General features: G+C 70.3%; 25 protein-coding genes. 14 read left to right on the top strand and 11 right to left on the bottom strand.

Annotated elements, in window-relative coordinates:
* Nucleotides 1-21 precede the first annotated feature (21 nt).
* Both ACFYY8_RS17305 and ACFYY8_RS17300 read right to left on the bottom strand, forming a co-directional pair.
* Nucleotides 22-1,734, bottom strand: coding sequence for a YcaO-like family protein (locus tag ACFYY8_RS17305; RefSeq protein WP_390041780.1), 1,713 nt, complete (start codon nt 1,732-1,734; stop codon nt 22-24).
* 197 nt (nt 1,735-1,931) lie between these two features.
* On the bottom strand, nt 1,932-2,054 hold the full coding sequence (locus ACFYY8_RS17300) for a hypothetical protein (protein WP_390041778.1): 123 nt from the start codon (nt 2,052-2,054) through the stop codon (nt 1,932-1,934).
* A gap of 165 nt (nt 2,055-2,219) precedes the next feature.
* On the opposite strand from ACFYY8_RS17300, the gene ACFYY8_RS17295 reads away from it, so the two are divergent.
* Complete coding sequence (locus ACFYY8_RS17295) at nt 2,220-2,582, top strand: hypothetical protein (RefSeq protein WP_390041776.1); 363 nt, start codon at nt 2,220-2,222, stop codon at nt 2,580-2,582.
* A complete protein-coding gene (locus tag ACFYY8_RS17290) occupies nt 2,582-3,325 on the top strand; it encodes a hypothetical protein (RefSeq protein WP_390041774.1) in 744 nt (247 codons plus the stop codon). Before ACFYY8_RS17295 ends, ACFYY8_RS17290 begins: the two co-directional genes overlap by 1 nt.
* A 74-nt stretch (nt 3,326-3,399) precedes the next feature.
* Here ACFYY8_RS17290 and ACFYY8_RS17285 read toward each other — a convergent pair whose 3' ends face one another.
* Nucleotides 3,400-4,164: a class I SAM-dependent methyltransferase gene (locus ACFYY8_RS17285; RefSeq protein ID WP_390041772.1), complete on the bottom strand. Its 765-nt coding sequence runs from the start codon at nt 4,162-4,164 to the stop codon at nt 3,400-3,402.
* 195 nt (nt 4,165-4,359) lie between these two features.
* Between ACFYY8_RS17285 and ACFYY8_RS17280 the strand changes: the two genes are divergently transcribed.
* The 4 genes from ACFYY8_RS17280 (at nt 4,360) to ACFYY8_RS17265 (ending at nt 7,746) form a co-directional block, all read left to right on the top strand.
* The gene (locus ACFYY8_RS17280; protein ID WP_390041770.1) at nt 4,360-4,998 is read left to right on the top strand and encodes a TetR/AcrR family transcriptional regulator; all 639 of its coding nucleotides are present in this window, start codon (nt 4,360-4,362) and stop codon (nt 4,996-4,998) included.
* Between the two features lie 13 nt (nt 4,999-5,011).
* Nucleotides 5,012-5,833, top strand: coding sequence for an NAD(P)H-binding protein (locus ACFYY8_RS17275; RefSeq protein WP_390041768.1), 822 nt, complete (start codon nt 5,012-5,014; stop codon nt 5,831-5,833).
* A 117-nt stretch (nt 5,834-5,950) separates the two neighbouring features.
* The gene (locus tag ACFYY8_RS17270; protein ID WP_390041766.1) at nt 5,951-6,388 is read left to right on the top strand and encodes a hypothetical protein; all 438 of its coding nucleotides are present in this window, start codon (nt 5,951-5,953) and stop codon (nt 6,386-6,388) included.
* A 98-nt stretch (nt 6,389-6,486) separates the two neighbouring features.
* Complete coding sequence (locus tag ACFYY8_RS17265; protein ID WP_390041764.1) at nt 6,487-7,746, top strand: APC family permease; 1,260 nt, start codon at nt 6,487-6,489, stop codon at nt 7,744-7,746.
* Between the two features lies 1 nt (nt 7,747).
* On the opposite strand, the gene ACFYY8_RS17260 is transcribed toward ACFYY8_RS17265, so the two are convergent.
* From ACFYY8_RS17260 to ACFYY8_RS17250, 3 genes are all read right to left on the bottom strand, one after another.
* Nucleotides 7,748-8,215: an SRPBCC domain-containing protein gene (locus ACFYY8_RS17260; protein ID WP_390041762.1), complete on the bottom strand. Its 468-nt coding sequence runs from the start codon at nt 8,213-8,215 to the stop codon at nt 7,748-7,750.
* Nucleotides 8,212-8,547 (bottom strand): ArsR/SmtB family transcription factor, encoded by a 336-nt coding sequence (locus ACFYY8_RS17255; RefSeq protein WP_390041760.1) that lies wholly within the window; start codon nt 8,545-8,547, stop codon nt 8,212-8,214. The genes ACFYY8_RS17260 and ACFYY8_RS17255 overlap by 4 nt, the downstream gene beginning before the upstream one ends.
* A 226-nt stretch (nt 8,548-8,773) precedes the next feature.
* Entirely contained in the window at nt 8,774-9,601 is an 828-nt protein-coding gene (locus ACFYY8_RS17250) for an SDR family NAD(P)-dependent oxidoreductase (protein ID WP_390041758.1), read from the bottom strand.
* Nucleotides 9,602-9,695: 94 nt separating this feature from the next.
* Here ACFYY8_RS17250 and ACFYY8_RS17245 point away from each other — a divergent pair, with 94 nt between their 5' ends.
* The 8 genes from ACFYY8_RS17245 to ACFYY8_RS17210 all read left to right on the top strand — a co-directional run bounded on the left by ACFYY8_RS17245 (nt 9,696) and on the right by ACFYY8_RS17210 (nt 18,953).
* Nucleotides 9,696-10,280: a TetR family transcriptional regulator gene (locus tag ACFYY8_RS17245; RefSeq protein ID WP_390041756.1), complete on the top strand. Its 585-nt coding sequence runs from the start codon at nt 9,696-9,698 to the stop codon at nt 10,278-10,280.
* A gap of 954 nt (nt 10,281-11,234) precedes the next feature.
* Nucleotides 11,235-12,809, top strand: a complete 1,575-nt coding sequence (locus ACFYY8_RS17240) for a pyridoxal phosphate-dependent decarboxylase family protein (protein ID WP_390041754.1) — start codon at nt 11,235-11,237, stop codon at nt 12,807-12,809.
* Complete coding sequence (locus ACFYY8_RS17235; protein ID WP_362911949.1) at nt 12,806-14,347, top strand: hypothetical protein; 1,542 nt, start codon at nt 12,806-12,808, stop codon at nt 14,345-14,347. The genes ACFYY8_RS17240 and ACFYY8_RS17235 overlap by 4 nt, the downstream gene beginning before the upstream one ends.
* Before the next feature lie 48 nt (nt 14,348-14,395).
* Complete coding sequence (locus tag ACFYY8_RS17230) at nt 14,396-14,887, top strand: hypothetical protein (protein ID WP_390041751.1); 492 nt, start codon at nt 14,396-14,398, stop codon at nt 14,885-14,887.
* 25 nt (nt 14,888-14,912) lie between these two features.
* A complete protein-coding gene (locus tag ACFYY8_RS17225; RefSeq protein WP_390041749.1) occupies nt 14,913-15,692 on the top strand; it encodes a hypothetical protein in 780 nt (259 codons plus the stop codon).
* 40 nt (nt 15,693-15,732) lie between these two features.
* On the top strand, nt 15,733-16,182 hold the full coding sequence (locus tag ACFYY8_RS17220) for a hypothetical protein (RefSeq protein ID WP_352013406.1): 450 nt from the start codon (nt 15,733-15,735) through the stop codon (nt 16,180-16,182).
* Nucleotides 16,183-16,187: 5 nt separating this feature from the next.
* On the top strand, nt 16,188-16,736 hold the full coding sequence (locus tag ACFYY8_RS17215) for a hypothetical protein (protein WP_390041746.1): 549 nt from the start codon (nt 16,188-16,190) through the stop codon (nt 16,734-16,736).
* A gap of 1,236 nt (nt 16,737-17,972) precedes the next feature.
* The gene (locus ACFYY8_RS17210) at nt 17,973-18,953 is read left to right on the top strand and encodes a helix-turn-helix domain-containing protein (protein WP_390041744.1); all 981 of its coding nucleotides are present in this window, start codon (nt 17,973-17,975) and stop codon (nt 18,951-18,953) included.
* 3 nt (nt 18,954-18,956) lie between these two features.
* Here the strand turns inward: ACFYY8_RS17210 and ACFYY8_RS17205 are convergent, their stop codons facing one another.
* The 5 genes from ACFYY8_RS17205 to ACFYY8_RS17185 form a co-directional block, all read right to left on the bottom strand.
* Nucleotides 18,957-19,238 carry a hypothetical protein gene (locus tag ACFYY8_RS17205; RefSeq protein WP_390041742.1) on the bottom strand — a complete coding sequence of 94 codons (282 nt, stop codon included), beginning with the start codon at nt 19,236-19,238 and terminating at the stop codon, nt 18,957-18,959.
* Nucleotides 19,239-19,592: 354 nt separating this feature from the next.
* On the bottom strand, nt 19,593-20,579 hold the full coding sequence (locus tag ACFYY8_RS17200; RefSeq protein WP_390041740.1) for a helix-turn-helix domain-containing protein: 987 nt from the start codon (nt 20,577-20,579) through the stop codon (nt 19,593-19,595).
* Nucleotides 20,580-20,795: 216 nt separating this feature from the next.
* Nucleotides 20,796-21,461, bottom strand: coding sequence for a DUF305 domain-containing protein (locus tag ACFYY8_RS17195; protein ID WP_390041738.1), 666 nt, complete (start codon nt 21,459-21,461; stop codon nt 20,796-20,798).
* A gap of 23 nt (nt 21,462-21,484) precedes the next feature.
* Nucleotides 21,485-22,390, bottom strand: a complete 906-nt coding sequence (locus ACFYY8_RS17190) for a universal stress protein (protein ID WP_390042416.1) — start codon at nt 22,388-22,390, stop codon at nt 21,485-21,487.
* 45 nt (nt 22,391-22,435) lie between these two features.
* Nucleotides 22,436-23,305 carry a universal stress protein gene (locus ACFYY8_RS17185; RefSeq protein ID WP_390041736.1) on the bottom strand — a complete coding sequence of 290 codons (870 nt, stop codon included), beginning with the start codon at nt 23,303-23,305 and terminating at the stop codon, nt 22,436-22,438.
* Between the last annotated feature and the right edge of the window lie 143 nt (nt 23,306-23,448).

Below are 23,448 nucleotides of genomic sequence, written 5' to 3'. Positions count from 1 at the left end.
CTCCTTGTCGTCGTCGGTCGGTCAGGTCGGTATGCCGTGCCGCCACGGCGCGTCGGTGGGCAACCGGGCCCCGCCGCGGCTGGCCGAGGCGTACGGCACGGTCGCCGCCCCCGGTACCAGCACCCGCACCACGGTCCAGTCGGGGCCGCGCAGCGGCAGCCGGACGATGATCGGTCCGCGGTCTGCGGCGGCGAGGCGGCGCACCAGGTGCTCCAGCTGGCCGGGCGCGTCGTGGTACGGCATCTCGGGTACGGCGTGCGGGCGCTGGGAGTCCAGGTATCGGCGGCACTCGTCGATGACGGACGGCTGCCGCCACCGCGCGTGCACGGTGCTCGTCGCGGCTCCTGCACGGTGTGCGCGCACGCCCTCGTGGTACACCTGGCAGAGCTCCAGCATCGCCGAGTCGACGGCCTCGTCGAACGTCAGGCCGGATCCGCTGGAGCGCACGAGCAGTCCGGCGTGCGGGTCGTGGTGGAAGGCGTGCACGTCGGGCATGAGGTATTCCCGGTTCGGCCAGTGCAGGACCCAGAGGTCGCCGCGGAAGGCGCCGGTCAGGCGGAGACGGCGCAGGGAGGCCGCGGCGTCCAGCCGGTACGCGGGCCGAAGCCCGGTGAAGTGGTGGTAGAGGCTGTCGCGTTCAAGCACCTCGCGCAGGCCGCGCAGGGTCGCGTCCGCGACGTCCGGTGCCGCCGCGAGACCGGTCGTGCCGCCGTAGGTGGGCCGGTCGGCGCCGACGTAGGGGAATGTGACCAGGGCCTTGGGCACCGCGACGGTGGTGTGGTCGGTCAGATCCGTACCGTCGACGTAGTCGGCCGTGGGCGCCGGGTCACGGTCCCAGATGTCGCCGTACGGATGGAACTGCGCCAGGTCGACCCGGCGTGACGTCTTGGCCGCCGGCGGCAGGCTCCAGTTGGCCTCGTAGGCCGCGTAGCGTTCGACGGCCTCCCCGACCGCGCCGGTCACCGCGGTCCGCGGATCGGTTCCCTTGCCGCTGTTGCCCTCCAGGTGGTCCTGACCGGAGGAGGGAGTCCGGCAGGTGGCGATGTGGCTGCCCGCGACCGCCCCGGGCCCGGCCTTCAGTCCGCGCACCATCCCGAACGTCCACGCCTGTGTGTCCGGCACGTCGCGGAACGCGGTACGGCGCACGGCGGCGGAGGTGGCGAAGGAGACCCGCCTCCCGGAGTCGGCGAGGACGGCGTCGTCCGCGGTGTGGCGGGTCGCGGCCAGTACGGCGCGGACCAGGCCGTCCGGGTCGGCGCGCAACCGCCACAGCGTCGTGGAGGGCCGGTCGTGCAGGCCGAGTTCGGCGAGCCGGTGCTCGAACGCCCAGCGCCGGTCCGGTCCCGGCCCGGAGAGTGGCGCGGAGAGCGGCCCAGCGGGCGGCGCGGGGCCGGTCACGTACAGGCCCTCGAAGGACTCGCCCACGCGCAGGAGCCGTCCCGCGCGCAGCGTACGGGCCAGCGCGTCGTGGTCGGCCTGGCGGTGTGTGACGATCAGGACGAACGTCTCGGGTAGCGACGGACGCCCGACCACCCATCGGGCCTGACCGGCGGCGGTCAGACGGCGGGCCAGCGCGGCGCACGCGCGGGCCGGCACGCCGGCGCCGCGCACGAGCACTCCCGTCACCGGTGCGCCGGGCCCGGAACCGTCCGGGCCGAAATCGTCCGGTTCCAAATCGCCGGAGAGCGCGGAAGGCTCGATGAAACCCGCGCCCACCGCATTGTCGACGCCCATGGCCTGCGCAATTGTGGATGCGTCGACCATATCGGTTGCAAGGTGGACCAATGAAAGTTTCGGGCCCAGGAGGAATGCACTCGCCCCCTGGGCGGCGGTGACCACCCAGGGGGCGAGACGATAGGCGAAATCGCTGTTTTCGGACGCCACAGAATGTGATCCAGAGGCAGCCTGATACGAATTCGCCATGTGCGACGTCAGTAGGACTTCGGCTGCAGAATGATCGGGTTGCTGTCGAGTTCCATCATTTCGACAGTGAACGGAACGTGCTCCTCGCCTGCGGCGGGGAGCTCAGACTCGGAAGCCAGGTTCTCAGCCATACATACCTCTTTCGAGGGTGGACGACGATTCTGACAAAAGTTAACAGGCGCAGACAACATAATCAATGGTGCGGGTGGCGGGAATGGAAAGCCGCTGTTATGGTCGGAATTCGGCGGCGGCAATCAAGCGCCCGGACGTTGACGTGTCTTCTGAGGGGTCGTTGCATGGTCACTCATGCCGGCGTGCCGGATCTCTGGGCATTGGACCGGATCGAAGAGGTCGCGTCGCCCTATCACGACTGGGTGCCGCGGGATGAGCCGGTCCTGTCCGAGAACGTCGTGCTGAGGGCCGAAACCGACGGCGTCGAGATCGTTCGCGCCGGGACCGTCGTCGGCCGGATCCGGGGCGTGTCGTGGTCGGCCGCGTTCGCCGAGCACCTCGCCGCGCGGCCGCCGCTCACCGCGGGCGACCTGGCACGGAAGCTGTCCGTCCCCTTCCCCCAACTGGCCGACGCGCTCATGACACTGGAACGGCTCGGCGTCGTACGCACCGCGCTGGCCGAACGATGCTCCTGGGGAGGTGTCTGATGGATGTCGATCCGTTCGCGCCGCGAGTCTTCGACGACGTGCTGCCCCCGGCACTGCTCGAGGCGCTCAGCGCCGCGGCCGCCGCGTTGCCGAACCGCACACTGTCCTTCTGGACCGGTCTCGACGCGCCCGGGCCGCCGCTCATCGCGGCCGTCCTGCGCCATCTGAAGGCGCTGGTCGGCCTCCCGCAGCTTGACCGGCCCGATGCCGGGGTCGAGTGGTGGGTCCGCCGCGCCCCCGCCTACCACTTCCAGCCCTGGCACGTGGACAAGGACGAGGCGCTGTTCATGCGCGACGGCGTCGTCCGGCCGCCGACGGCCGCCAGCGTCTTCTACCTCGGCGACGCGGGCGGGGCGACCATCTTCTCCTCCCAGGTCTGCGACCAGGAGGGCACGGCACTCGTCCCGCGCCGCCTCGAACGCGCGTGGACCATCGCGCCACGCCGCAACCGGTTCGTGGTCGCCCGGGGCGACGCCGTCCACGCGGTGCTGCCCAGCCGTGACCAGGCGCAGCGGGTGCGCACCAGCATGCCGATCAACTGGTGGTCAAGCCCGATGGTCGGCAACGAGCGGCTGGCGACCGAGGCCTCCGACCACGAGGCCCTGGCACGGCTGACCGACACGCCGGTGCCGGCCGAGCCGTCCCATCCGGTGCGGGTGCCACTGCGCACGTGGTACGCAGCAGACCTTCCCCGCCCGGTCGAGCAGCGCTGGCCCGCGTGGAAGGCCGAGTCCCAGGTCTGAACGGCCCGCCGTCGCTCAGAGGCCGTCGCCGGAGCCGGTGAAGGATCCGTGGAACGGATCCTCGTTCCACGGGGTCACGGGTGCCCGACGACGAGCTTGAGGGAGCCGAGGAACTCGGGCTGCTCACGCAGGTGGCCGAAGCGCTCGTCCCAGGCGCCGCTTTCGAGGTCGCTCCGCAGCCGATCGACGGCACGGCCCTGGACCGCGTCGTCGACGAAACCCCACGCCGACTGCGAAGCCCGGACCTCGGCGTCGAGGAAGCTCTCGGGGCGGGCGTAGTAGGCCTCGGCGAAGCCGTCGACGCAGTCGATCGGGACCGCGACCGGCAGCACCTCGGCACGGCTCCCGATGTGGGCGGCGATCAGGTCGATCGGCGGGAAACGCCGGTGTTCCACGGCGATGATCTCGGGGGAGTACTCGGCGAGCCAGTACAGGTCGAGAAGGTCGCGATCGAAGGTCAGGACGACGACCGGGCCCCGGCTGACCCGGCGCAGCTCGCGCAGGCCCTGCTCGAGATCGCTCCACTGGTGGACGGTGACGGTGGCCATGGCCGCGTCGAAGGCGCCGTCGTCGAAGGGCAGCCGCTCGGCCGCGGCGTTCACCGCGGGGGCCAGGTGACGGGGCCGCTGGGCACGCATCATGGCCGACGGCTCGACCGCCACGACGTGCCGGTCCAGCGGCTCGTAGGAGCCGGCGCCCGCGCCGACGTTGACGACGGTCCTGGCCTGCCCGAGCGCGGCGTGGACGTGGGCGGCGATGCGGGGGTCCGTACGGCGCTGCCCGGCGTAGCCGTGGCCGTGACGCTCGTAGTCGAAGTCCCCGGCGGGAATGACGGTCAAGAGGCCTCCTGTGAGGAGCGAGTGACGACGTCCCGAACAGAGCGCGGACCCTGACACGCCTCGGGAGGCGGCTCCGCCACATGACGACCGGTGCCAGGCGCTCTCTTCGAGGAGCATCGCATCCGCCGCCCCGCCGCCGCACGGCGGCCCCGGAGAATTCCTCATTCAACCAAATGATTGACTATCATGATCCACATGACCTCATCGAGGAAGCCCTCCCCGGACGAGCGCGCGCGGACGGCGGAGGAGACACGGGAACGCCTCCTCGCCGCGGCCGTCGCCGAGTTCGGCGCCAAGGGCTACGCCGGAGCCCGTACGGCGTGCATCGCCGCGCGGGCCGGGGTCAACCAGCAACTCATCTCCTACCACTTCGGCGGCAAGCAGGGGCTGCTCGACGAGCTCCGGCGCCGGAGGGAGGAGATCCAGGCGACGATCGTCCCGCCCGGGGCCTCGTTCGCCGGACGGATCCGCGCCTACCTCGACGCGACGTTCGACCGGCCCGACTGGGCCAGGTTCGTGGCCTGGCAGGCGCTGGGCGACTGCCCGTTCGCCGACGCCGAGGAGGAACGGCTGCGGGCGGAACAGCAGCGGGAGAAGACGGTCGCGGCGGTGGCCGAGGCCAGAAGACGGCAGGAGAACGGTGAGATCCGCACCGGGATCGACCCGGCGTTCGCGCTTCTGGCCGCCTACGCGATCACGCTCGCGCCCGTCACGATGCCGCAGCTCGTCGAGGACATCCTCGGTGGCGACCCGCTGTCACCGGAGACCCGGCGGATCCTGCGCACCCAGCTCGTCAGGCTGCTCACCGATGAGCGGACCGAGGAAGATGAATAGGAGAACCCACACGATGGTCACCGTTGTCTTCGGCGCCAGGGGAAGTGTCGGCCGCCACGTCGCCGCGGGTCTCGCCGCGCTGGACGTTCCGGTCCGGCTGACGAGCAGAACCCCGGACGACTCCCACGTGGCGGCGGATCTGGACGCGCCGCACACCCTGCCCGCCGCGCTGGAGGGCGCCTCGCAGGTCTTCCTCTACGCCAGGTCCGAGGGCGTCGACGGATTCGTGACGGCCGCGCGTTCTGCCGGGGTGCGGCACGTGGTGCTGCTCTCCTCCGCCGCGGTCGTGCACCCCGGCTCCGCCCACAACCCGATAGCGCGCGAGCACCGGGCCGTGGAGTCCGCCCTTGAGGAGTCCGGGATCTCGTGGACCTTCGTCCGCCCGGGGATGTTCGCGACCAACACCCGCTGGTGGTGGACGGAGCCGATCAAGAAGGGGGAGGCCGTGCGGCTGCCGTACCCGGACTCGCTGATCGCCCCGGTCGGCGAACGGGACATGGCGGCGGTCGCGGTGCTGGCGCTGACCGAGCGGGGCCACGGGCAGCAGGCCTACACGCTGTACGGCCCGCAGGCGCTCACCCTGCGCGAACAGGTCGGGCACATCGGCGCGGCCATCGGCAGGGAGATCCCGATCGAGGTGGTGACGCCCGAGGAGGCGCGGGCCGATCTGAGCAGGAAGATCCCCCAGATGGGGGTCGAGGCGATCATGCGTTCATGGGAGGCGGGCACCAGGGCCGTCCCGGAGACCTCGATCATCGTCGAGAGACTCACCGGGAAGCCCGCCCAGACGTTCGCCGAGTGGGCCCGGGAGCACGCCGACGACTTCCGTCCTTGACGGGGCCGGTGGAGTGGGGCGCCGGTCGCGGTGTGAACGTCCTCGGCGCCGGCGGCCATGGACCGGTTCTGTGAGCCGTTGTTCACTGAGCGCACCGGCCTCACGAGAGGAACAGCGATGCACTGGACGCGAATGGCGCCGATCGCCGCGTTGAGCGTGGCGGCAGCGATTCCGGCTACACCGGCGGGAGCCGTCCCCGGCCCGCCCCCGGCCGGGGCCTCCGGCGCCCTGGCCTACCCCACCGCCAACGTGTGGGTCAGCCCCACAAGCTGGAGCGGTGACTGTTCACACGGGCACACCTTCACCTTCACCGGCCAGATCTCGGTGCTGCTCACCCCGGAAACGGTCCGTTACCGCTGGATCCGCAGCGACAACGCCTCCGCCCCGATACAGGAGGTGTACTTCGGTCTCGGCCAGACGACCAGGTCGGTCAGCACGACCTGGCTGATCGGCGCGCCGGGTACCCACTCGGAGGCGATCGAGATCCTCTCCCCCACCCACTCCTATTCCAACTGGGCGTCCTTCAACCTGCAGTGCACGAGCACGCCCAGGTGACACCTCACTGAGAAGACGTCCCGGCTGGGATCGGCGGACGGCGGCCACTACGGTTGGAGCGCGAGACCCCCGTACGTCCGATCCCGCTGGAGGTCGCCATGGCTCGCACCGGACAGCAACGGCTGGCGCGGCGACTGGGACCGGCCGACGCGGTGGTCGTCGGCCTGGGGTCGATGATCGGCGCGGGTGTCTTCGCCGCCTTCGCCCCTGCGGCGCGGGCGGCCGGGGCCGGGCTGCTGCTCGGGCTCGCGATCGCCGCGGTGATCGCCTACTGCAACGCGATCTCCTCTGCCCGGCTGGCCGCCCGCTACCCCGCCTCCGGCGGCACCTACGTCTACGGCCGCCTGCGGCTGGGGGACTTCTGGGGGTACCTGGCCGGGTGGAGCTTCGTGGTGGGCAAGACGGCCTCGTGCGCGGCGATGGCGCTGACCGTCGGCCTCTACGTGTGGCCGGAGCAGGCACACGCGGTAGCGGTCGCGGCCGTGGTGGCGCTCACCACGGTCAACTACACGGGGATGCACAAGACCATGTGGCTGACCAGGGCGATCGTCGCCGTGGTCGTGGCCGTGCTCGCCGCGGTCGCGGTCGCCTGCCTCACCTCGGGCGCCGCGGACGCCGCGCGTCTGGACCTCGCCTCCGACGTCACCGTCACCGGGGTGCTGCAGGCGGCGGGCCTGCTGTTCTTCGCCTTCGCCGGATACGCCCGCATCGCCACGCTGGGCGAGGAGGTCCGGGACCCGGAGCGCACCATTCCCCGGGCGATCCCGGTCGCGCTCGGCCTCGCCCTGGTCGTGTACGCGGCCGTCGCCGTCGCCGTCCTGGCCGTGCTGGGGGGTGACCGGCTCGCGGGGGCGAGCGCTCCGCTGGCCGACGCCGTACGTGCCGCCGGGCTGCCCGCCCTGGCCGGGCCGGTACGCGTGGGCGCGGCGGTCGCCGCGCTCGGCTCGCTGCTGGCGCTGATCCTGGGCATCTCACGAACCGTCCTGGCCATGGCCCGCGACCGGCACCTTCCGCACGCCCTGGCCGCCGTCCACCCGCGTTTCGCGGTGCCGCACCGCGCCGAGCTGGTCGTCGGCGCGGCCGTGGCGGTTCTGGCCGGTACGGCGGACCTGCGTGGCGCGATCGGCTTCTCCTCCTTCGGGGTGCTGGTCTACTACGCCGTCGCCAACGTCAGTGCCTGGACCCTCAGCCCGGCGCAGGGACGTCCACCACGGCCGGTGCCCCTTGTCGGCCTGGCCGGATGCCTCGTCCTCGCCTTCTCCCTGCCGCTCTCCTCGGTCGTCGCCGGTTGCGCGGTGCTGGCCGCGGGGGCCGTCGTGTACGGCCTGCGCAGAACGCTCGCCCCTCGTTCCCCGTGACTCACCGGGCGTCCTGGGGCGCGCGCCGCAGGAACGCCTCGATCCGGTCGAGCGCGCCCGCCCACGCCTCCCTGGCGAAGAAGTCACGGGTCTCCTCGGCCGGGAAGCCGGACTGGACGACGGTCATCAGGGTCTGGCCGTCGGCCTGCTCGGCGAAGGTGACCTCGACGTGCGTCGTCATGGTCGCGCCGTCGGGCGAGCTGCCGGTCACCTCCGACACCAGCCGGTTCGGACGCTCGACCACCAGGAAGGTCTGCCGCTCGCGGAACAGGTTGTCCTCGTCCGGCCCCCACACGGCGGTCTGCACGCCGCCGACGCGCAGGTCCACCTCGATCTCGACGACGCCGGGGCGCTCGTCGAGGATGGAGAACCAGATCTTCTGTTTGTCCGCGTCGGTGTAGGCGTCGAAGACCTCCTCGGGGGTGGCGGGGAGCACCCGGGTGATCCGGAGCTGGGAGGCGTCGTTCATGGCTCGGTGCCTTTCCTCAGGGTGAAATAGACGTCCAGGCCGTCCATGCGGCGTTCCCAGAGCCGCTGGTAGCGGCCGATCCAGGCCGTCACGTCGGTGAGGCGCTCCGGTCCGAGGCGGCACCGCCGTACTCTGCCGACCTTCTCGGTGGCGACCAGGCCCGCCTCTTCGAGGACCTTGACGTGTTTGGCCAGCCCGGTGACCGTGATCCCCGCGCGTTCGGCCAGCTGGGAGACCGTGGCGGGCCCCTCGCCGAGCCGGACGAGGATGTCGCGGCGCGTCCCGTCGGAGAGCGCCGCGAACACCTGGTCGAGAACCTCTCGCTGAACCATATGGTTCACCATAGCATCAGTGAACCATATGGTTCAATGTCCGCGCGGAACCGCGCCTCGTCCACCCGGGCCGGTGGTTCGCCCTCCACGGCGCCGAGCGGCGCGAGAAGCTCGACGTCGGCCCGTTCCGCCGGTGCCGTGACCACTCCAGCGGGCCGGTCACCACGGCGTCGCCGTCGGTCGTGAGGTCGCTCCCGTTTCCCGGTACGGCACGCCGGCCGTACGGCTAGGGGTTCAGCAGGTGAGCGGTCAGGTCGTACAGGCGGCGGGCGGCGTCCGGGTCGAGCGAGGACAGCGCGGGATCGAGCGGCCGGCGGCGGTCGTAGGCCAGCAGGTCGCCTCCGCCCGGCGGGTCGTCCATCAGTTCGATGATCGGCGCGATGGCCTTCTCGACCGGCTGGGCGGCGATCCTGGCCAGCAGTTTGACGGCCGCCTTGGCGGGCTGCCCAAGGCTGTCGGTGCCGCTGTCGGTGAAGCCGGGGTGGTGCAGCAGGTAGCGGACGCGGCCGTCCGGGTGGTTGGCGGCATAGGCGACGCCCAGGAGGTCCGTGGCACGCCCGCCCTGCAGCAGGGCCCTGATTCCGCCGTAGCCCCGTTGGAGTGACAGGTCGTCCCAGTGGATCCGCCCCTTGGTGACACCGACCCCGCAGACGTTCACGATCATCGGGTTCTCACCGCGTTCGAGCAGGCCGGTCAGGCCGTAGGCGAGCAGGAAGCGGCTGACGTAGTAGAGGGCGAAGGTGGCCTCGTAGCCGTCGGCGGTCTCGGTCCTCCGCGAGAAGTGACGGATCGCGGAGGACACCAGGCCGTCCAGTGCGTCGTACCGCTCCCCGACCTCCCTGATCACCCGGGCGTTCTCCGCGACCGAGGTCAGGTCGGCTCGCAGGAAGGTCGCCCGTTCCCCCGCGCCCAGCCCGGCGGCCTCTTCGAGGAAACGCCGCCCCCTGGCCGGATCGCTTCCCACAACCACCACCTGGTCACCCCGGCGTAGGAAGTGCAGGGCCAGCCCTCTCCCCATCCCATTCGTTCCCCCCGCAACCACATATGTTCGCATATTTCCCCCTTAAGTCATCGAACGCTGACTTGAAGGAACGTAGCACGGGCTCCACGTAAAATGTCAACGGTCGATGACCCAGGGAGGGGCCCGCATGCGGAAGAGGGACAGGGAGGCCACCCGGGCACGTCTGCTGGAGGCCGCCAGACTGCGTTTCGCCCGCGACGGCTACGACGCCACCAGCGTCCGTGACATCGCCGGGGACTCCGGTGTCGACGCCACCCTGATCTTCCGCTACTTCGGCTCGAAGAAGCGTCTCTTCGAGGAGGCCACCGTCGCCGACCTGGCCGCCGACCTGCTCGACGGGCCGAGCGAGGAGCTGGTCGCCCGCATGGTGCGCACGGTCGTCGATCAGGACTGGACGGAGTACGGCGGCGAGCACCCCCTGGTCGCCCTGCTGCGCTCCTCCGCCCACGAGGACACCCGGCAGCACATCCGCGAGGAGGTCTGCCACACCTACGTCGACACCCTGCGGGACCTGGCCGAGGGCGACGACGCCGAGCTGCGGGCCGAGCTGCTCAGCGCCTGGCTGGTCGGCATCGGCATCCTGCGCTCGGTAGTGGCCACCCCCGCCCTGGCCAAGGCGCGGACCGCCGACCTGGCCCCGCACGTCGCGGCCGTCGCCACGGGCCTGCTGGGCCGTCCCATGTCCGGAGCCGTGGACCGGCCGGAGGCCTGACGCGGGCTCACCACCGGTCCCGGTGCAGGACCCCCTCGCGCGGGATACGGGGAGCGGGCCCGAAATCGGTGCCGACGGTGGAGGCCGGCCGACGCCCGCCGGCGGCCAGACCCACGCACTCCTCGATCGGCCCGCGGGGCGGGCGAGACCGGCGATCGCGGCTCGCCGCGCCCGGCGAAACGGCACCGTCCGGTCCAAGGTGGCACTCGCAGGAGGCCGTTGGCATGACACCACCCAGAAACATAAGAAATGTCCACTTTTATGACCGACACGCCGAAGAAGACTGTCATATAGCCAACTTAAGACTTCTAGCGTGTTTCGAGAAAGCTGACGCATACAGGAGAAACGTCCCGTTGAAAGAGCAGGTCACCCCGGGTGGGGATTTCAAAACCCGAGCTTGATCCAGGTTCGCGAGAAAAACTCATATTTACCGAACGGTAATAACCTCCAGAACATTCTCCCGCCTCAGTCACAATGCGTAACCACACCATCTACGCCCATCGCTCGAGTTGCATCACTCCCGCCATTAATGATTAGGTCTGCTGCATGAAGGGCGTGCCAACGTGTGCGGCGGACGGAATTCGGGCCGGATTGCTTTTACGCCGGCTACAGGACCTCACCAGGTCCTGAGAACCGGCGGAACCGCCGGACCGACCAGCACCGGTCGAACGGGGAAAACGGGAGAAGGCGAAAGTTTTTCGGGTTCTCCCATGCCGTCGATTGGGGTTCTCCCTCCGCGTTGGACCGTTCTACCCCCCGGGACGGACCTGCGAAGATACGAATGACGCCGCGCGCCACCCGGGCGCCGGAGTTCCTTTGCCGCTCGATGCACCACCGTAGAAAACGCATTTTCCGCGAGAACCTAACGCGTCCGAAGAAGAGTTCGAGCCGCCATTTTCGAATTCTCATCGAGATGTAAGAGTTCTCGACGCCGGATCATTTGGAGCATCATTCGTGACGAGTTCACTTTCCGATGTCCAGAGTTCATTTCCCGAGCCGACGACCGGTGAAGACCTCTGGCACTCCGCATCGGGCCTCACCGCGGCCTTCGACCCGGGGCGTTTCCGCGAAGGCGCTCTGGACATCGTCAACCGCCTGACGGCCTATCTGGACGACCGGTCGGTCCGAGGACTCGACCTCATCGACCCGGAGGTGCTGCTCAAGGCCGCACGGGGATTGATGACCCCCGAACGGCAGCGCGTCGCCGACTTCGACGCCGACCGGGTGAAGCAGATCGTCGACCTCTACACCGAGACCGGGATCCCGGTCCACTCCCCCGGCTACATGGGGCGGCAGTTCTCCGGCGTGGTGCCGCTGGCCGGTCTCATCGACCTGGTCGGCTCGGTGGTCAACCAGCCCTCCTCCTTCTACGAGGCCGGGCAGCTCCCCAACGTCGCCGAGCGGCTCATGGCCGAGGAGCTCAACCGGTTCATCGGCTGGGACCGCGACCGGTTCGCCATGGTGACGACGTCGGGAGGCTCCCTGGCCAACCTGACCGCGCTGCTGGCCGCCCGTAACCACGCCTTCCCGCAGATCTGGACGCGCGGCGCCGGTGGCGCGCCGGGCCTGCCCGCCATCGCGATCAGCGAGGAAGCCCACTACAGCGTGACCCGGGCGGCCGGGGTGCTGGGCATCGGTGAAGGACAGATCATCCGACTGCCGGTCGACCAGGCGGGACGAATCCGCCCCGACCTGGCGGGTTCGGTGCTGGACGAGGCAAAACGACGCGGCCTGCGGCCGTTCTGCCTGGTGGCCTCGGCCGGCACCACGTCGCTCGGCGCCTTCGACCCCCTGGAGGACCTCGCCGCCCTGGCGCGCCGCCACGGGCTCTGGCTCCACGTGGACGGGGCTCACGGGGCGAGCCTGCTGCTGTCGGAACAGCACCGGGACAAGCTGCGCGGCATCGAACTGGCCGACTCCCTGACCTGGGACGCCCACAAGATGCTGTTCATGCCGGCGCCGTGCACGCTGCTGTTCTACCGGGACGGTGTGGCGGCGCGCGGGGCCTTCCAGCAGCGCGCCAGCTACGTCTTCGACGAGGAACCGGACATATACAGCGCCTACGACAGCGCGGACAAGAACTTCGAGTGCACCAAGCGCCCGATGATCATGCCGCTCTGGACGGTCTGGTCGGTCTACGGCCCGGCGCTGTTCGAGCAGAAGATCGACCGGCTGTGCGAGGTGACCCGGCAGGCGCACCGGATGATCGCCGCCGAGCCGGACTTCGCCGTGGCGCACGAGCCGGAGTCCAACATCCTGTGCTTCCGGTATCTGCCGGACGGGATGGAACCGGCGGCCGCGCACCGGTTGCAGCTGGAGATCCGCAACCGGATACGGGGCGGCGGGCGCTTCTTCATCTCCAAGGTCGACATCCAGGGGGTGGCCGCGCTGCGGGTGGTGGTGATGAACCACCTGATCGACGCCGACCACCTGGCCATGCTCATCGCCGAGATCAGGGACATCGGGCAACGGGTGCTGCGTACGAGCGCCACGGCCCGGCACGACCAGCGGAACGGGAGTCAATCATGACAATTACGGATTTTGACATCGCCGCCTCGGCACGGCTGGCGGCACAGCTGATCCCCGAGGAGGAGCTACGGCCCCGCTCGGTCGACGACGTCACCCGGCTGACGTCGTTCGCGGAGAGGCTGGACGAGTGCGGGCGGCTCACCGGCGTCCCGTACTGCGAGTCCCCGCTCGACCTGCAGAACGCGCTGGTGTTCCGCCGCCTGCAGCAGCTCGTCGGCATCAGCCTGCTCAACCCGTTGTGGCGCGAGCGACTGCACTACTTCGGCATCCGCGACGTCCCCGCCGACATGACCGAGTGGGAGCGGATCCCCCTGTCGGACAAGATCGTGCAGCGGGACATGTTCATGGGCCCGCGGGCCGGGATGGTCGTGCCGCTCGACCGGGGCGGGTTCGAGGTCGTGGCCAGCGGCGGCACCGGCGACGGCACGCCCCTGGAGATCGTGTACTCCCTGCGGGAGCTGCGCGACACCTACCGCATCTCCGGGGCGTTCATGGGCGCCTACCAGCTCAACCGCTACCTGCGCGGTCCCGCGCCGCGCTGGCTGTTCACCACCCTGGCCGACTACCAGATGTGGAGCAGCGGGACCATGGTCGGCGGCGTCCTGGCGAGCGTGCCCGGGGTCAACTACATCGGCGCGGGACCGGTCAGCGCGCCGGTGCTGGAGCACATGTTCTCCTACCCCGGCCACAAGGCCCTGATGGGCATCACCGCCGGCATCGCGCTCCTGCCCGAGCTGGGCGCGGGCCTGTCCCCGCAGGCCAGGGCCGACTTCCGGGTCGCCATGTACGGCAGCGGCTCCCTGCCGCAGCGCAAGCGTGACGAGCTGCAGGCGTTCTTCCCCAACGTGTCGATCCTCAGCTACTTCGCCGCGACCCAGGCCGAGTGCATCGGACTCCAGCTCGACCACACCTCACCCGCGCTGTCCGCCGTACCCGGCCTGCACCTGGTGGAGATCGTGGACGAGCACGGCCGCGCCGTCGCCGAGGGCGAGGAGGGCGAGCTGGTCGTCACCCGGCTGCACGCCGACGAGGCGCCGCTGCTGCGTCTCAAGCTCGGCGACCGGATGATCCGCCGTCCCGCCCTGGACGGTCCCGGGCTGCGCACCGAGAGGTTCGAGTTCGCCGGACGCACCGCCGACGTGCTGCACCTCAACGACAGCCAGTACTCGGCGACGCTGGCCTACGCGGCCCTGCGCACGCGGCTGCGCTCGGCGACCGGCGTCGACCTGGACCTGATCGCGCACGAGCTCCAGTTCCACAACCACCGTGAGGACCGGACCCTCACCCTGCTCGCGGCGGTGGACGACCCCGACGGTACGACCGCGGCCGTCGAGCGGGCCCTGGGCGCGAGCGGGACGCGACGGCTGTTCCTCCAGGCGCTGCCCGCCTCCCTGTCGCTCTTCAACGACCGGGAGGCCAACGCGGCGGCCATCGAGCAGACCGGCTACGGCTTCCGCCTGGTGTTCGTGCCGCCCGCGTCGCCGCAGATCGAACGGACCACCGTCGGCAAGACGCCCCTGGTCAGAGACCGGGGCTGAGCGCCTGGCCGTCCAGGTGCCCGAATGACACCCGACACGGGAGGACAGATGAAAGAAAAGGTCAACATCGTCGTGATGGTCGACGCCGTCGGGGCGTTGTCCGACCGGACGCTGCACAACGGCAATCTCTCGCTGATCGACGACAGTACGGCGGGGAGCCAGCACCAGGGGACCCCCGACCTCGTCACGGCGGTGGTTCCGGGACAGGTCGTCCACTGGACGCCCATCCACGTGGACGTGCAGACCCCGGTCGAGATCCAGTCCATCGAGTTCCTGTCCGGCGCGGTCGCCCCGCTCCCGGACGAAACGACCGGTCAGGCCGCGCAGCCGTACCCGGTGGAGTCCCCCGTCGTGCCCGCCGCGGGCGTCGACGCCACGGCCTCCAACGGGCACGACAACCACGACCTGCTGGTGTGGGAGGGCGTCGTGCCCTACGACATGGTGCCCGGTGTGCCCTACCGGTACCGGCTCTCCCTCAAGCTCCACGAAGGACCCAACAGCGTGCTGTACGTCGACTCACCCGCGCTGCTGCGCGTGTGAACCCTGTTCCGCGAAAGGCGGTCTCATGGCCCAGCAACACGGGATCATCGTGCTCTTCGATGTCGAGAACGCGCTGAAGACGCGCTCGCTCGACGGGAACACGTACTGGTTCGACAACATGAAGTTCATCGGTTCCACCGGAGTGGGAACCGAACAGCTTGAAACGATCGTGCCCGGCACCTACTTCCTCGACGGGTCGCAGGCGACCGAGCAGGTGCTGAACTGGCTGCCCGCGGCGCTGGGGGCGATCCCCCCGACGGTGCCGCGCAACTATCTGGCCGAACAGGAGCGCGCCGACGACCGGCGCACGCTGGAGGAGCTCGCCGCGCTCAGCGGCGAGGGCGGCGTGAGCGAGGCCGACCTCAAGCGGCTGCAGCAGCGGGTCGGCAAGCGCGCAGGCCGGCAAAGCGGGCGCGGGCTCACCGCGGCCAAGCTGCTGGACGTCACCGGTAAGACCACCACCGGCGCCGACGCCTACAACTACCCGGCCCCGGTGATCACCGACATCACCGGCCCCGCCGTCACCGAGAAGATCATCTACCCGGCCCAGTACGGGTCGCCCGACATGGTCTACGACGGCTGGTACTGGGCCGCGACCGTGGACACGAGCAGGCCCGGCGTCTACTCGTACACCGTGCACGTCCAGCTGCACGAGCTGGTCGAGCGCAACGACGAGCTGGTCTGGGAGTCCGTCGACCTGACCTGCACGTCAAGCCTGAAGATCATCAGCGATCCGAAGCGCAACGGGTTCACCGGCGCCGGACTGGGCGTGCTTCCGCTGCCGCCCGTCCCGGCCGCCGGCTGACCCGGACCGAGCCGGAACGTCTTCGAAACGGAGGAGCCGCATGCCCCCGAGAACCAGACAGTCCCAGCGCCGGCCCGCCCGGCCCGTGACGATCACCGCGGTGGTCGACCCCGTGGCCGCGCTCGCGTCGGAGAACCTGGACGACAACCTCTACCTCTACGACACCAACAGGGCCGCCGGGTCGACCGGGTTCGGCACCCCCGGGCTGCGCAGCCTGGTGCACAAGGGTGACACCCTGTTGTGGAACGTGCTCCCGCTTGAGTGCGAGACCTACGTGTCCCTCACCGACATCGAGATCGACCCGCGGATCGCCGAGCCCGTGCGGAAGGTGTACCCCGGAACCGACATCGTGTTCTGGACCGCCGAGGTCAAGCAGGACATCACCGAGCCGGTCCCCTACCGGCTCTCCTTCCTGCTCGGCACCGTCAGCACGCCGTTCACTCCGACCGCCAGGCCCGTCCTGGCCGGTCCCGCCCCAGAGGGAAGGTAAGGCCGATGACCCAGGCGTACGCGGCCACGGACTTCGCCGACCGCGGCCAGCTCAACTCCGTCCAGCTGAACGTGGTGACCCTCGTCGACATGGAGAAGGCCGCCGCGACGAAGTCCCTGGACGGCTGCCTCTACATGATGGACAACAGCGTCGGCGGCGTCGGCCAGGGTGGTGACCACCTGGAGACCATCTGCAAGCAGGGCCAGGTGATCAACTGGATCATCCGCCCGATCGACATGCACCGCCGTCCCGACGGCACCTGGCCCCCGATGCCGAAGATCAACAACCTGGTCTTCCTCGACGTCGAGAAGGGTGACGAGGACGACGTCGCCGAACGCCGGATCATGACCGAGCTGAAGGTCTACGGCGGTCCCGACCGGATGCGCGACGAGTACACCGCCGTCTACTACTACTGGGCCGGGGCGGTGATGAGCGACGCCAAGCCGGGGCTCTACCGCTACCGGTTCGTCCTGGAGCTGGAGAAGGAACACGGCACCGACAAGCTGTACCTGAACTCGGTCAACTACCCCGCCCTGCGGGTCCTGCCCGTCTGACGGCCCTCCGGGACCGTGAGACCGTGCCGGCCTCGGCCGGCACGGAGCATCGGGGGCGCGCCCTCGGCGGGAGCGCGCCCTTCGAGCCCGGGCGGACTCATCCCCAGACCGCCCGGGCGGCTCCTCCACAACGGCGTGGCGGAGCCGGAGAACCCGTTCAGAACCGCACGAGCATCGACCGCATGTGGACGATCTCGGCGGTTCTGGCCGTGGCGATCGAGGAGCGCGACGACCGGACACGAGCGCCTCGCCACCGAAAGCCCCCGGCGGCGCCCACACCGACCGTTCCCGCCCGCCGCTGTGCGGCGCATATCCGCCGTGCTTCGTGCACGCGCGCGGCGAGGAGTTCCCTGGCGCCCTTCTCGATCGGGCCGAGCCCGACCGACCCTGCGCACCGTACTGGACGTGCTGCGCGCCGGCGCGGCCTGGCGCCTGCGGGAGCGCCGTCGCCAACCGTCTGCTGACTCGACGAGGCTTGCCGGCCAAGCACCGGTTCGACTCCAACGGCTCCGTAACCTGCCGGTGGCGAGCCGTAATAACCTCTTCGCGCGCCCTCGGATGAACACGTGCCTTTCGAGAGGGACGAAACGCCTCTCCGGGCCGCGCCGAACCTGATCACACATCATCACCTTCAACGCGCCGTCCGGCTCCGTTGCGGGTGCGCATCCGTTCTTCCTTGCGCCGGCTTCCGCGCTCCTACCGTTCGATCCCGCCTGGATCCTCCTCGACCCTCCGCATGGCAAGGGCGACCAGGCCCGCGTCGTCCCGCTCCCGGCACCGGGCCGTGAGGCCGTTCCGCGTCTCCATCCGCGACTACGAGCCTTTCACGCATCGTCTTCGCCATCCCGTCGACGGTCAGCACCTCGGCGAGTACGGCGGTGGCGCCCCGCGATCCGGCCATGCGCGGGCACGAACATGATCGGCTCATGGCGGTCTCCGGTCCGCGTCCCGGCCGGATCTGGAGGCTGGCGTGCGGTTCCTGTCCGGGACAGCTCTTCCACCGTCCCGGACAGGGGCGTGACCTTGTTTTGGAGGGCGCGCTGGTCAACGCTGTGAGGGCCCGAGCGGTCGGCGGCGGACGTGAAGGGCCCCTTGTCAGGACATGCCGGGACAGGGGCCTGCCGAACAGGCCGTGACCGCGGCTTGGCGACGCGGCGCGGGAGCCGACGACACGACACGGACCAGGGCTCTCCTCTCCGCAGAGAAGACCACCTCTGGCATGACAAGGACGGTGCAATGGATTTGGATCTGTACACCGACGCCCATCCGGTGGCCGACCTCTTCGAGGGATGGCGGAGTCCGGTCTTCCCCTTGGTGGGCATGACGCTCACCGCGGCGGCTCTCCTGCGCTTCGGCGTCCCGCTGCGAGGGCTGCAACCGGGCGGGATCGCCGTTGCCGGGGTGGGGGTCCCACCGATGGTCCAGCCGGTGCGATCGGCGACCGTGGTTCACCGGCCGGATTCCGAGGCGGTGCGCCTGGTCGTGATGCGGTGCGGCTGCGTTGTAACGGATCCGCGCGGCGACGCGGTTGTCGACCTCCGGGAACCGTCCCCCCACACGAACTGGAGGCCCTGGGTCGTGTGCGCGCTCTCCGACGGGCCGTACCTGGCCCGGGGGCGCTTGGCCGTCGTCTCCTACACGCAACTCCCGCTGGGCCACGACCTGCCGGAGAGGCCGACCGCCACGGCGTTTCCCGTCGCACGGGGAGTCGGTGCCACGCCGGCCGACGCCCACCTGCGGGTCCGGCTGGACCAGGTACAGGCGTTCGTCCGCGACCATCTCTGCGACCCGGACCTCACTCCTGCCACCGTCGCCGCCGCACACCACATGTCGCTACGCTCTCTGCAGCGGCTGTTCGCGGGACGACAGACGACCGTCGCGGGTTTGATCCGTCGTCTAAGGCTCGAACGGTGCCGTCGCGACCTCGCCGACCCACGCCTGTCGGGTCGGCCCGTCCACGCCATCGCCGCACGCTGGGGGTTCTCCATACCCTCGCATTTCACCCGAGCCTTTCGCACCGCGTACGGAACGACCCCCACCGGCTACCGCGCCGCATCGCTCGCGCGGTCCCGCAGCGGTGCGACAGCCGGGAACCTTCAGAGCGGCCCGGAGGAGCCGGACGGCTCGTCCGGCGGCCTGACCACTGGAGCAGGTGGGGTCAGGCCGCCTACGGTGCCCGGGTCCGCCCCTCGTCTGACCCGGGTTTCCGGACGGTGATGCTCAGTAGTAGAGCCAGAGCTGGAACCAGCCGCCTGCGTAAGGGCCACGGCATTGCGGGTAGATGTGCGGATTATCACGCTTGATCTGCTCTGCAGCGCTGTTACAGAAAGCGCGGTTTGGATAGGAATCGCGGAAATGCCAGCTCTTGGCCGACACCTGGGACGCGGCCGGCACGACGATGGACGCGTGAGCAGCGGGGACGGCCAGGATCCCCGTCACCGCGATGGCGACCGTCGCGGCGGCTCTCCCGAACGAGCCGGCCAGAGAATTCGGAGGGATCAATTTACCTCCCGGTTTCGGGCCCCCGGTAACAGCGACCGGAGGACGTTTTCTTGCGGTCGGCTCAATTATTCTCAGGCGCAGCGGACGTTTTCTTACCGAGAGACGACAATGGATTAACCGTCAGCGCCACGTTCAACCGGGTATCGCAGGGACCCGATCCGGGCGGTACGCCTCGTCCCGGCCTTCCGGCAAGGTCGAAGGCCTTGCCGGAAGACCGAGGACGGCGACGACGAAACACGGCCCGCCTCAGCGAACGCTCGCGGACGAAGCCGGTGGAGAACGTGTACTGAGATATGGCAACGCCCGCTCGAACAGGCACCGGACGCCGGCCTGCTCCGGGTCATGCGCATGGGATCAGCCTGCGGCGGCGGGGGCGAAACGAATGATCTGCCCCTTCATGGAGGCCGAACAAGGGCGTAGTGCCAGCCGGGCCCAGGAATGTGCGTGATCGGTTTCATGAACGCCGACACAGCCGGACCGTCCGGGCACCCGCAGCCGGAAACCGTCCGCCGTGACCGGCTCCAGGACAAGGTATCTGGTGAATCCGTCGTCGTCGCAGAAGGTGTTGACCAGCCCCTCGCCCTTGTCGATTCCCATGCACCCGGCGCCGAAGACCGGATGCATCGTGACGAACTCATAGACGCCCGGCCTGCCCGATCGGGGCCGCGGAGTCACCGGGAAACCGCCTGCGCACGGCGCCTGGTAGATCAGTCCGAGGTCGCTGCCGGGCTTTTCCGCCAGGCACAGCTGCGAGGGCAACAGTTGGATGAGCTGCCTGTCCGGTCGCGGTGCGGCGACACCGTATGAACGTGCGTCGTCGGTCGCGACCCCGACGTCTGGCGTGGCGCGTGCCGCGATCCGCTCCGTGATGGTGTCGGCGCAGGTCAGCGCCAGGATTCCGGCCGAGCAGGCGGCCATTTTGAGCAACGTCAGCCGCAGGCGTGCCCTGCGCCCGCCCGCCACGTCCCTTCGGGCTGGGAACTCATCGGGCCCGGCGTCGGCCGGCGTCCGGTCGGGCCGCGAAGCCTCGGCGGACTCTGGTTGCGGCTGTACTGTCCCCGTCGCGGCGGCGAGTCGCCGGCTCAGCGCCCCCCAGGCGGCCACGGTGTCCGGGTCGCAGCCGCACGCCCGGGTGAAGGCCTCCACCAACGCCGGTCGCGGCAACCGCTCCCGGTCGAGGGCGTTGGCCAGGGTACTGCGCGGCAACACGTCCCCGGCGGCTTCGGCGCGCTCTTCCAGCTGCCTGTACGTCAGGCCCGACCAGGCTTTCAACCGGCGTAGGGCTCTCATGAACTCGGCCGTGCTGCGCACGGTCTGTAAATCAGGCGGATCGTCTGGCACGTCGTTCTCCTCGTCGCCGTTGAGACCGAACCGTCCAACGCGGCGACGATCTGAGTCAAGGGATCTGACCCACCCGTGTTCACCGTCTCTGAGCCGCCGAAGCCTGGCGCTCTCGGTCCTGCCGCCAAGGGAACGTGACGGCTGGATCCTCATGCAAGCTCACCCGAGGGCGCTGCCGGACCGTCCGGGCATCGACGTGACGCGGCCCAAGGCCGTTCAGAACCGCACGAGCATCGACCGCATGTGGACGATCTCGGCGGTTCTGGCCGTGGTGATCGAGGAGGCCAGGGCCTTGGCCTTCGGCGACAGCCCGTCCCGCTGCTCGATCCCGGCCAGGGCGATCTCATCACTGTGGTGGCGGATCATCAGGTTCAGGAACATCCGGTCGAAGCCCGCCCCGGACGTCCTGCTCAGCGCCTCCAGGTCGGAGGGGTCCATCACGTACGGCCCCCGGTCCGCGCCGGGTCCGACGTCCTCGTCTCCGCGGCACCTCATATCGCCGTTGCCCGGGCTCATGCACGGATCGGGGGGCGGGATCTGGTCCCCCCAGCCCTTCAGCCAGGCGGTCAGCCGGTCGATCTCGGCCTTCTGGGCCCGTCCGATCCGTTCGGCCGTCGCCCTGACCTCGGGGTTCGTCGCGCGTGCCGCGGCCATCTCGGTCATGATCAGCGTCTGCCGGTGGTGCTGGATCATCCGCTGGGCGAAGAACGCGTCCTGGGCGTTGTGCTCCTCCAGGACATCGGCGAACACGAGAGCGGGCGCGCCCGGAGGCGGCCCCGCGTTGAGGACGAGACCGGGGGCGCAGGCCGTCAGGACGGTCCCGGCGCCCAGGGCCGCGGCCACGAGGGCCGCCCGGCGGGCGGAGGTTCTTCGTGTACCCATGGCATATCCCCCTGCGAGGGTTCTCACGTCCGGCGCGACGCCGCACGTGGGGCGGACTCGCGATCTTCGTCCCTTCCGGGTGCCCTTCCCGGGAAGGGGGTCACGACCACCGGGCAGGCGGCGTGGTGCAGCAGCGAGTGGCTCACCGAGCCGAGCAGCAGCCCCTTCAGGTCGCCGCGTCCGCGTGATCCGACCACCAGCAGGTCTGCCTCCAGCGAGGCCTCCCGCAGCGCCTCGACCGGATGGCCGTACTCCAGCCGCTCGACGACCTTGACGTCCGGGTGACGTTCGCCCTGGCCCGCCAGGGCCTCGGCCAGCGCGCGCCGTTCCCGCTGGGCCGCCTCCTCGGCGTCGGCGAGCGCGAACGGCCCGCAGCCCACGATGGGCCGGCTCCAGGCGTGCACCGCGTGCAACTCCGCGTCCCTGACCTCGGCCTCGGCGAAGGCGAAGGCCACGGCGTCCGCCCCCGCCGGGGAGCCGTCGACGCCGACGACCACCCGTCCGCGCGGCTGGACGGGCGCGCGCCGGACGACGGCCACGGGGCAGGGCGCGTGCCCGGCGACCCCCAGCGCGACCGAGCCCAGCAGCATGCCCTCGAATCCGCCGAGCCCGTGACTGCCGACGACCAGCAGCCCGGCGTCCGCCGCCGCCTCGATCAGCGCCCGTCTGGGGTCGCCGCCGGGCAGCAGCTCCGACGTCACCTCCACGTCGCCGCCCCCCTCGCGGATCCGGCCGAGCGCGCCCTCCAGCGTGGACTCGGCGCCCTCGCGCATCCACCGGCCGACCTCGGCGTGCGGGGTGTCCTCACCCGCCTCCAGGGGCCAGGAGGACATGACGTGCACGACCCGCAGGCCGGTACGGCGCAGCCTGGCCTCCCGTACGGCCCAGCTCACGGCTTCGAGCGCGGATCGTGACCCGTCGACTCCCACCAGGATCAATGGTCTCTCCTCACACGTGCGGCGGGACTTCGGAGTTCAGGAACGGACGACCGCGACCGGGCAGCGCGCGTGGTGCAGCACTCCCCTGCTGACCGATCCCAGCAGCGCGGCGGCGACGGCCCTCCTGCCGTGCGAGCCGACCACGACCAGGTCCGCCGTGGCCGAGGCGTCGACGAGGGCGTCGACGGGGTGGGCGCTCTGGACGTCCTCCAGCACGGTCACCTCGGGGAACTTCTCCTGCCAGGCGCCGACCCGGTCCTTGACGACCCGGAACTGCGCGCGGCGGATCTCGTCCATGTCGTAGACGATCTCCGGCGCGAACGCGTGCACCGGAAGCTGCCAGGCGTGTACGGCGCGCAGTGTGCCGCCGCGCAGCGCGGCCTGTTCGAAGGCGAAGGCCAGCGCGGGCTCGCAGTGCGGATCGTCGTCGACGCCGACGACGACCTCGCGACGTGCCCCACCGCCGGGGTGGACGACGACCACCGGGCCGTGGGCGTGTACGGCCACCCGGGTGCTCACCGAACCGAGCAGTGCCCCGGTGAAACCGCCGAGCCCCCTGCTGCCGAGCACGATCTCCACCGCGCCCGCGGCCTGTTCCGTCAGGGACCGGACGAGGTCACCCTCGATCAGCTCGGTACCCACCTCGACCGACGGCTGGCGCTCTCGCGCCTCCCGCTCGGCCTCCTCCAGGATCTTCCTGCCGCTCAGGACCAGGGGTCCCGGCCATTCGAGGGTGGAGAAGCGGGGGATGTCATAGGGGCCGCGTTCCACGACGTGCACGATCCGCAGCGGCACGTGCCTGCGGAAGGCGTCGTCCGCGGCCCATTCGACCGCGTCCTTCGCCCCCGCTGAGCCGTCGGCCGCGACGACGACGTCACGGGTGCCCCTGGCCGGGAAGTCTGTCATCTCGTCCTCCTCATGGGCGTGCGGATTCCTGCCTCAGGTCAAGTCTCGGCCGGGGGAACGGGATCCCCCAGAGGCGGCGGACCCGTCCGCCCCGGGACTTTGGACCCGGCCGGGCCTTCGGTCCCGGTGGGTACGCGAGGAGG

It is taken from the genome of Streptosporangium sp. NPDC001559 (genome assembly GCF_042893955.1).
Classification (GTDB): Bacteria; Actinomycetota; Actinomycetes; order Streptosporangiales; family Streptosporangiaceae; genus Streptosporangium.
The sequence above is the reverse complement of the archived record's forward strand: the minus strand, read 5'-3'. Positions and strand labels throughout refer to the sequence as shown.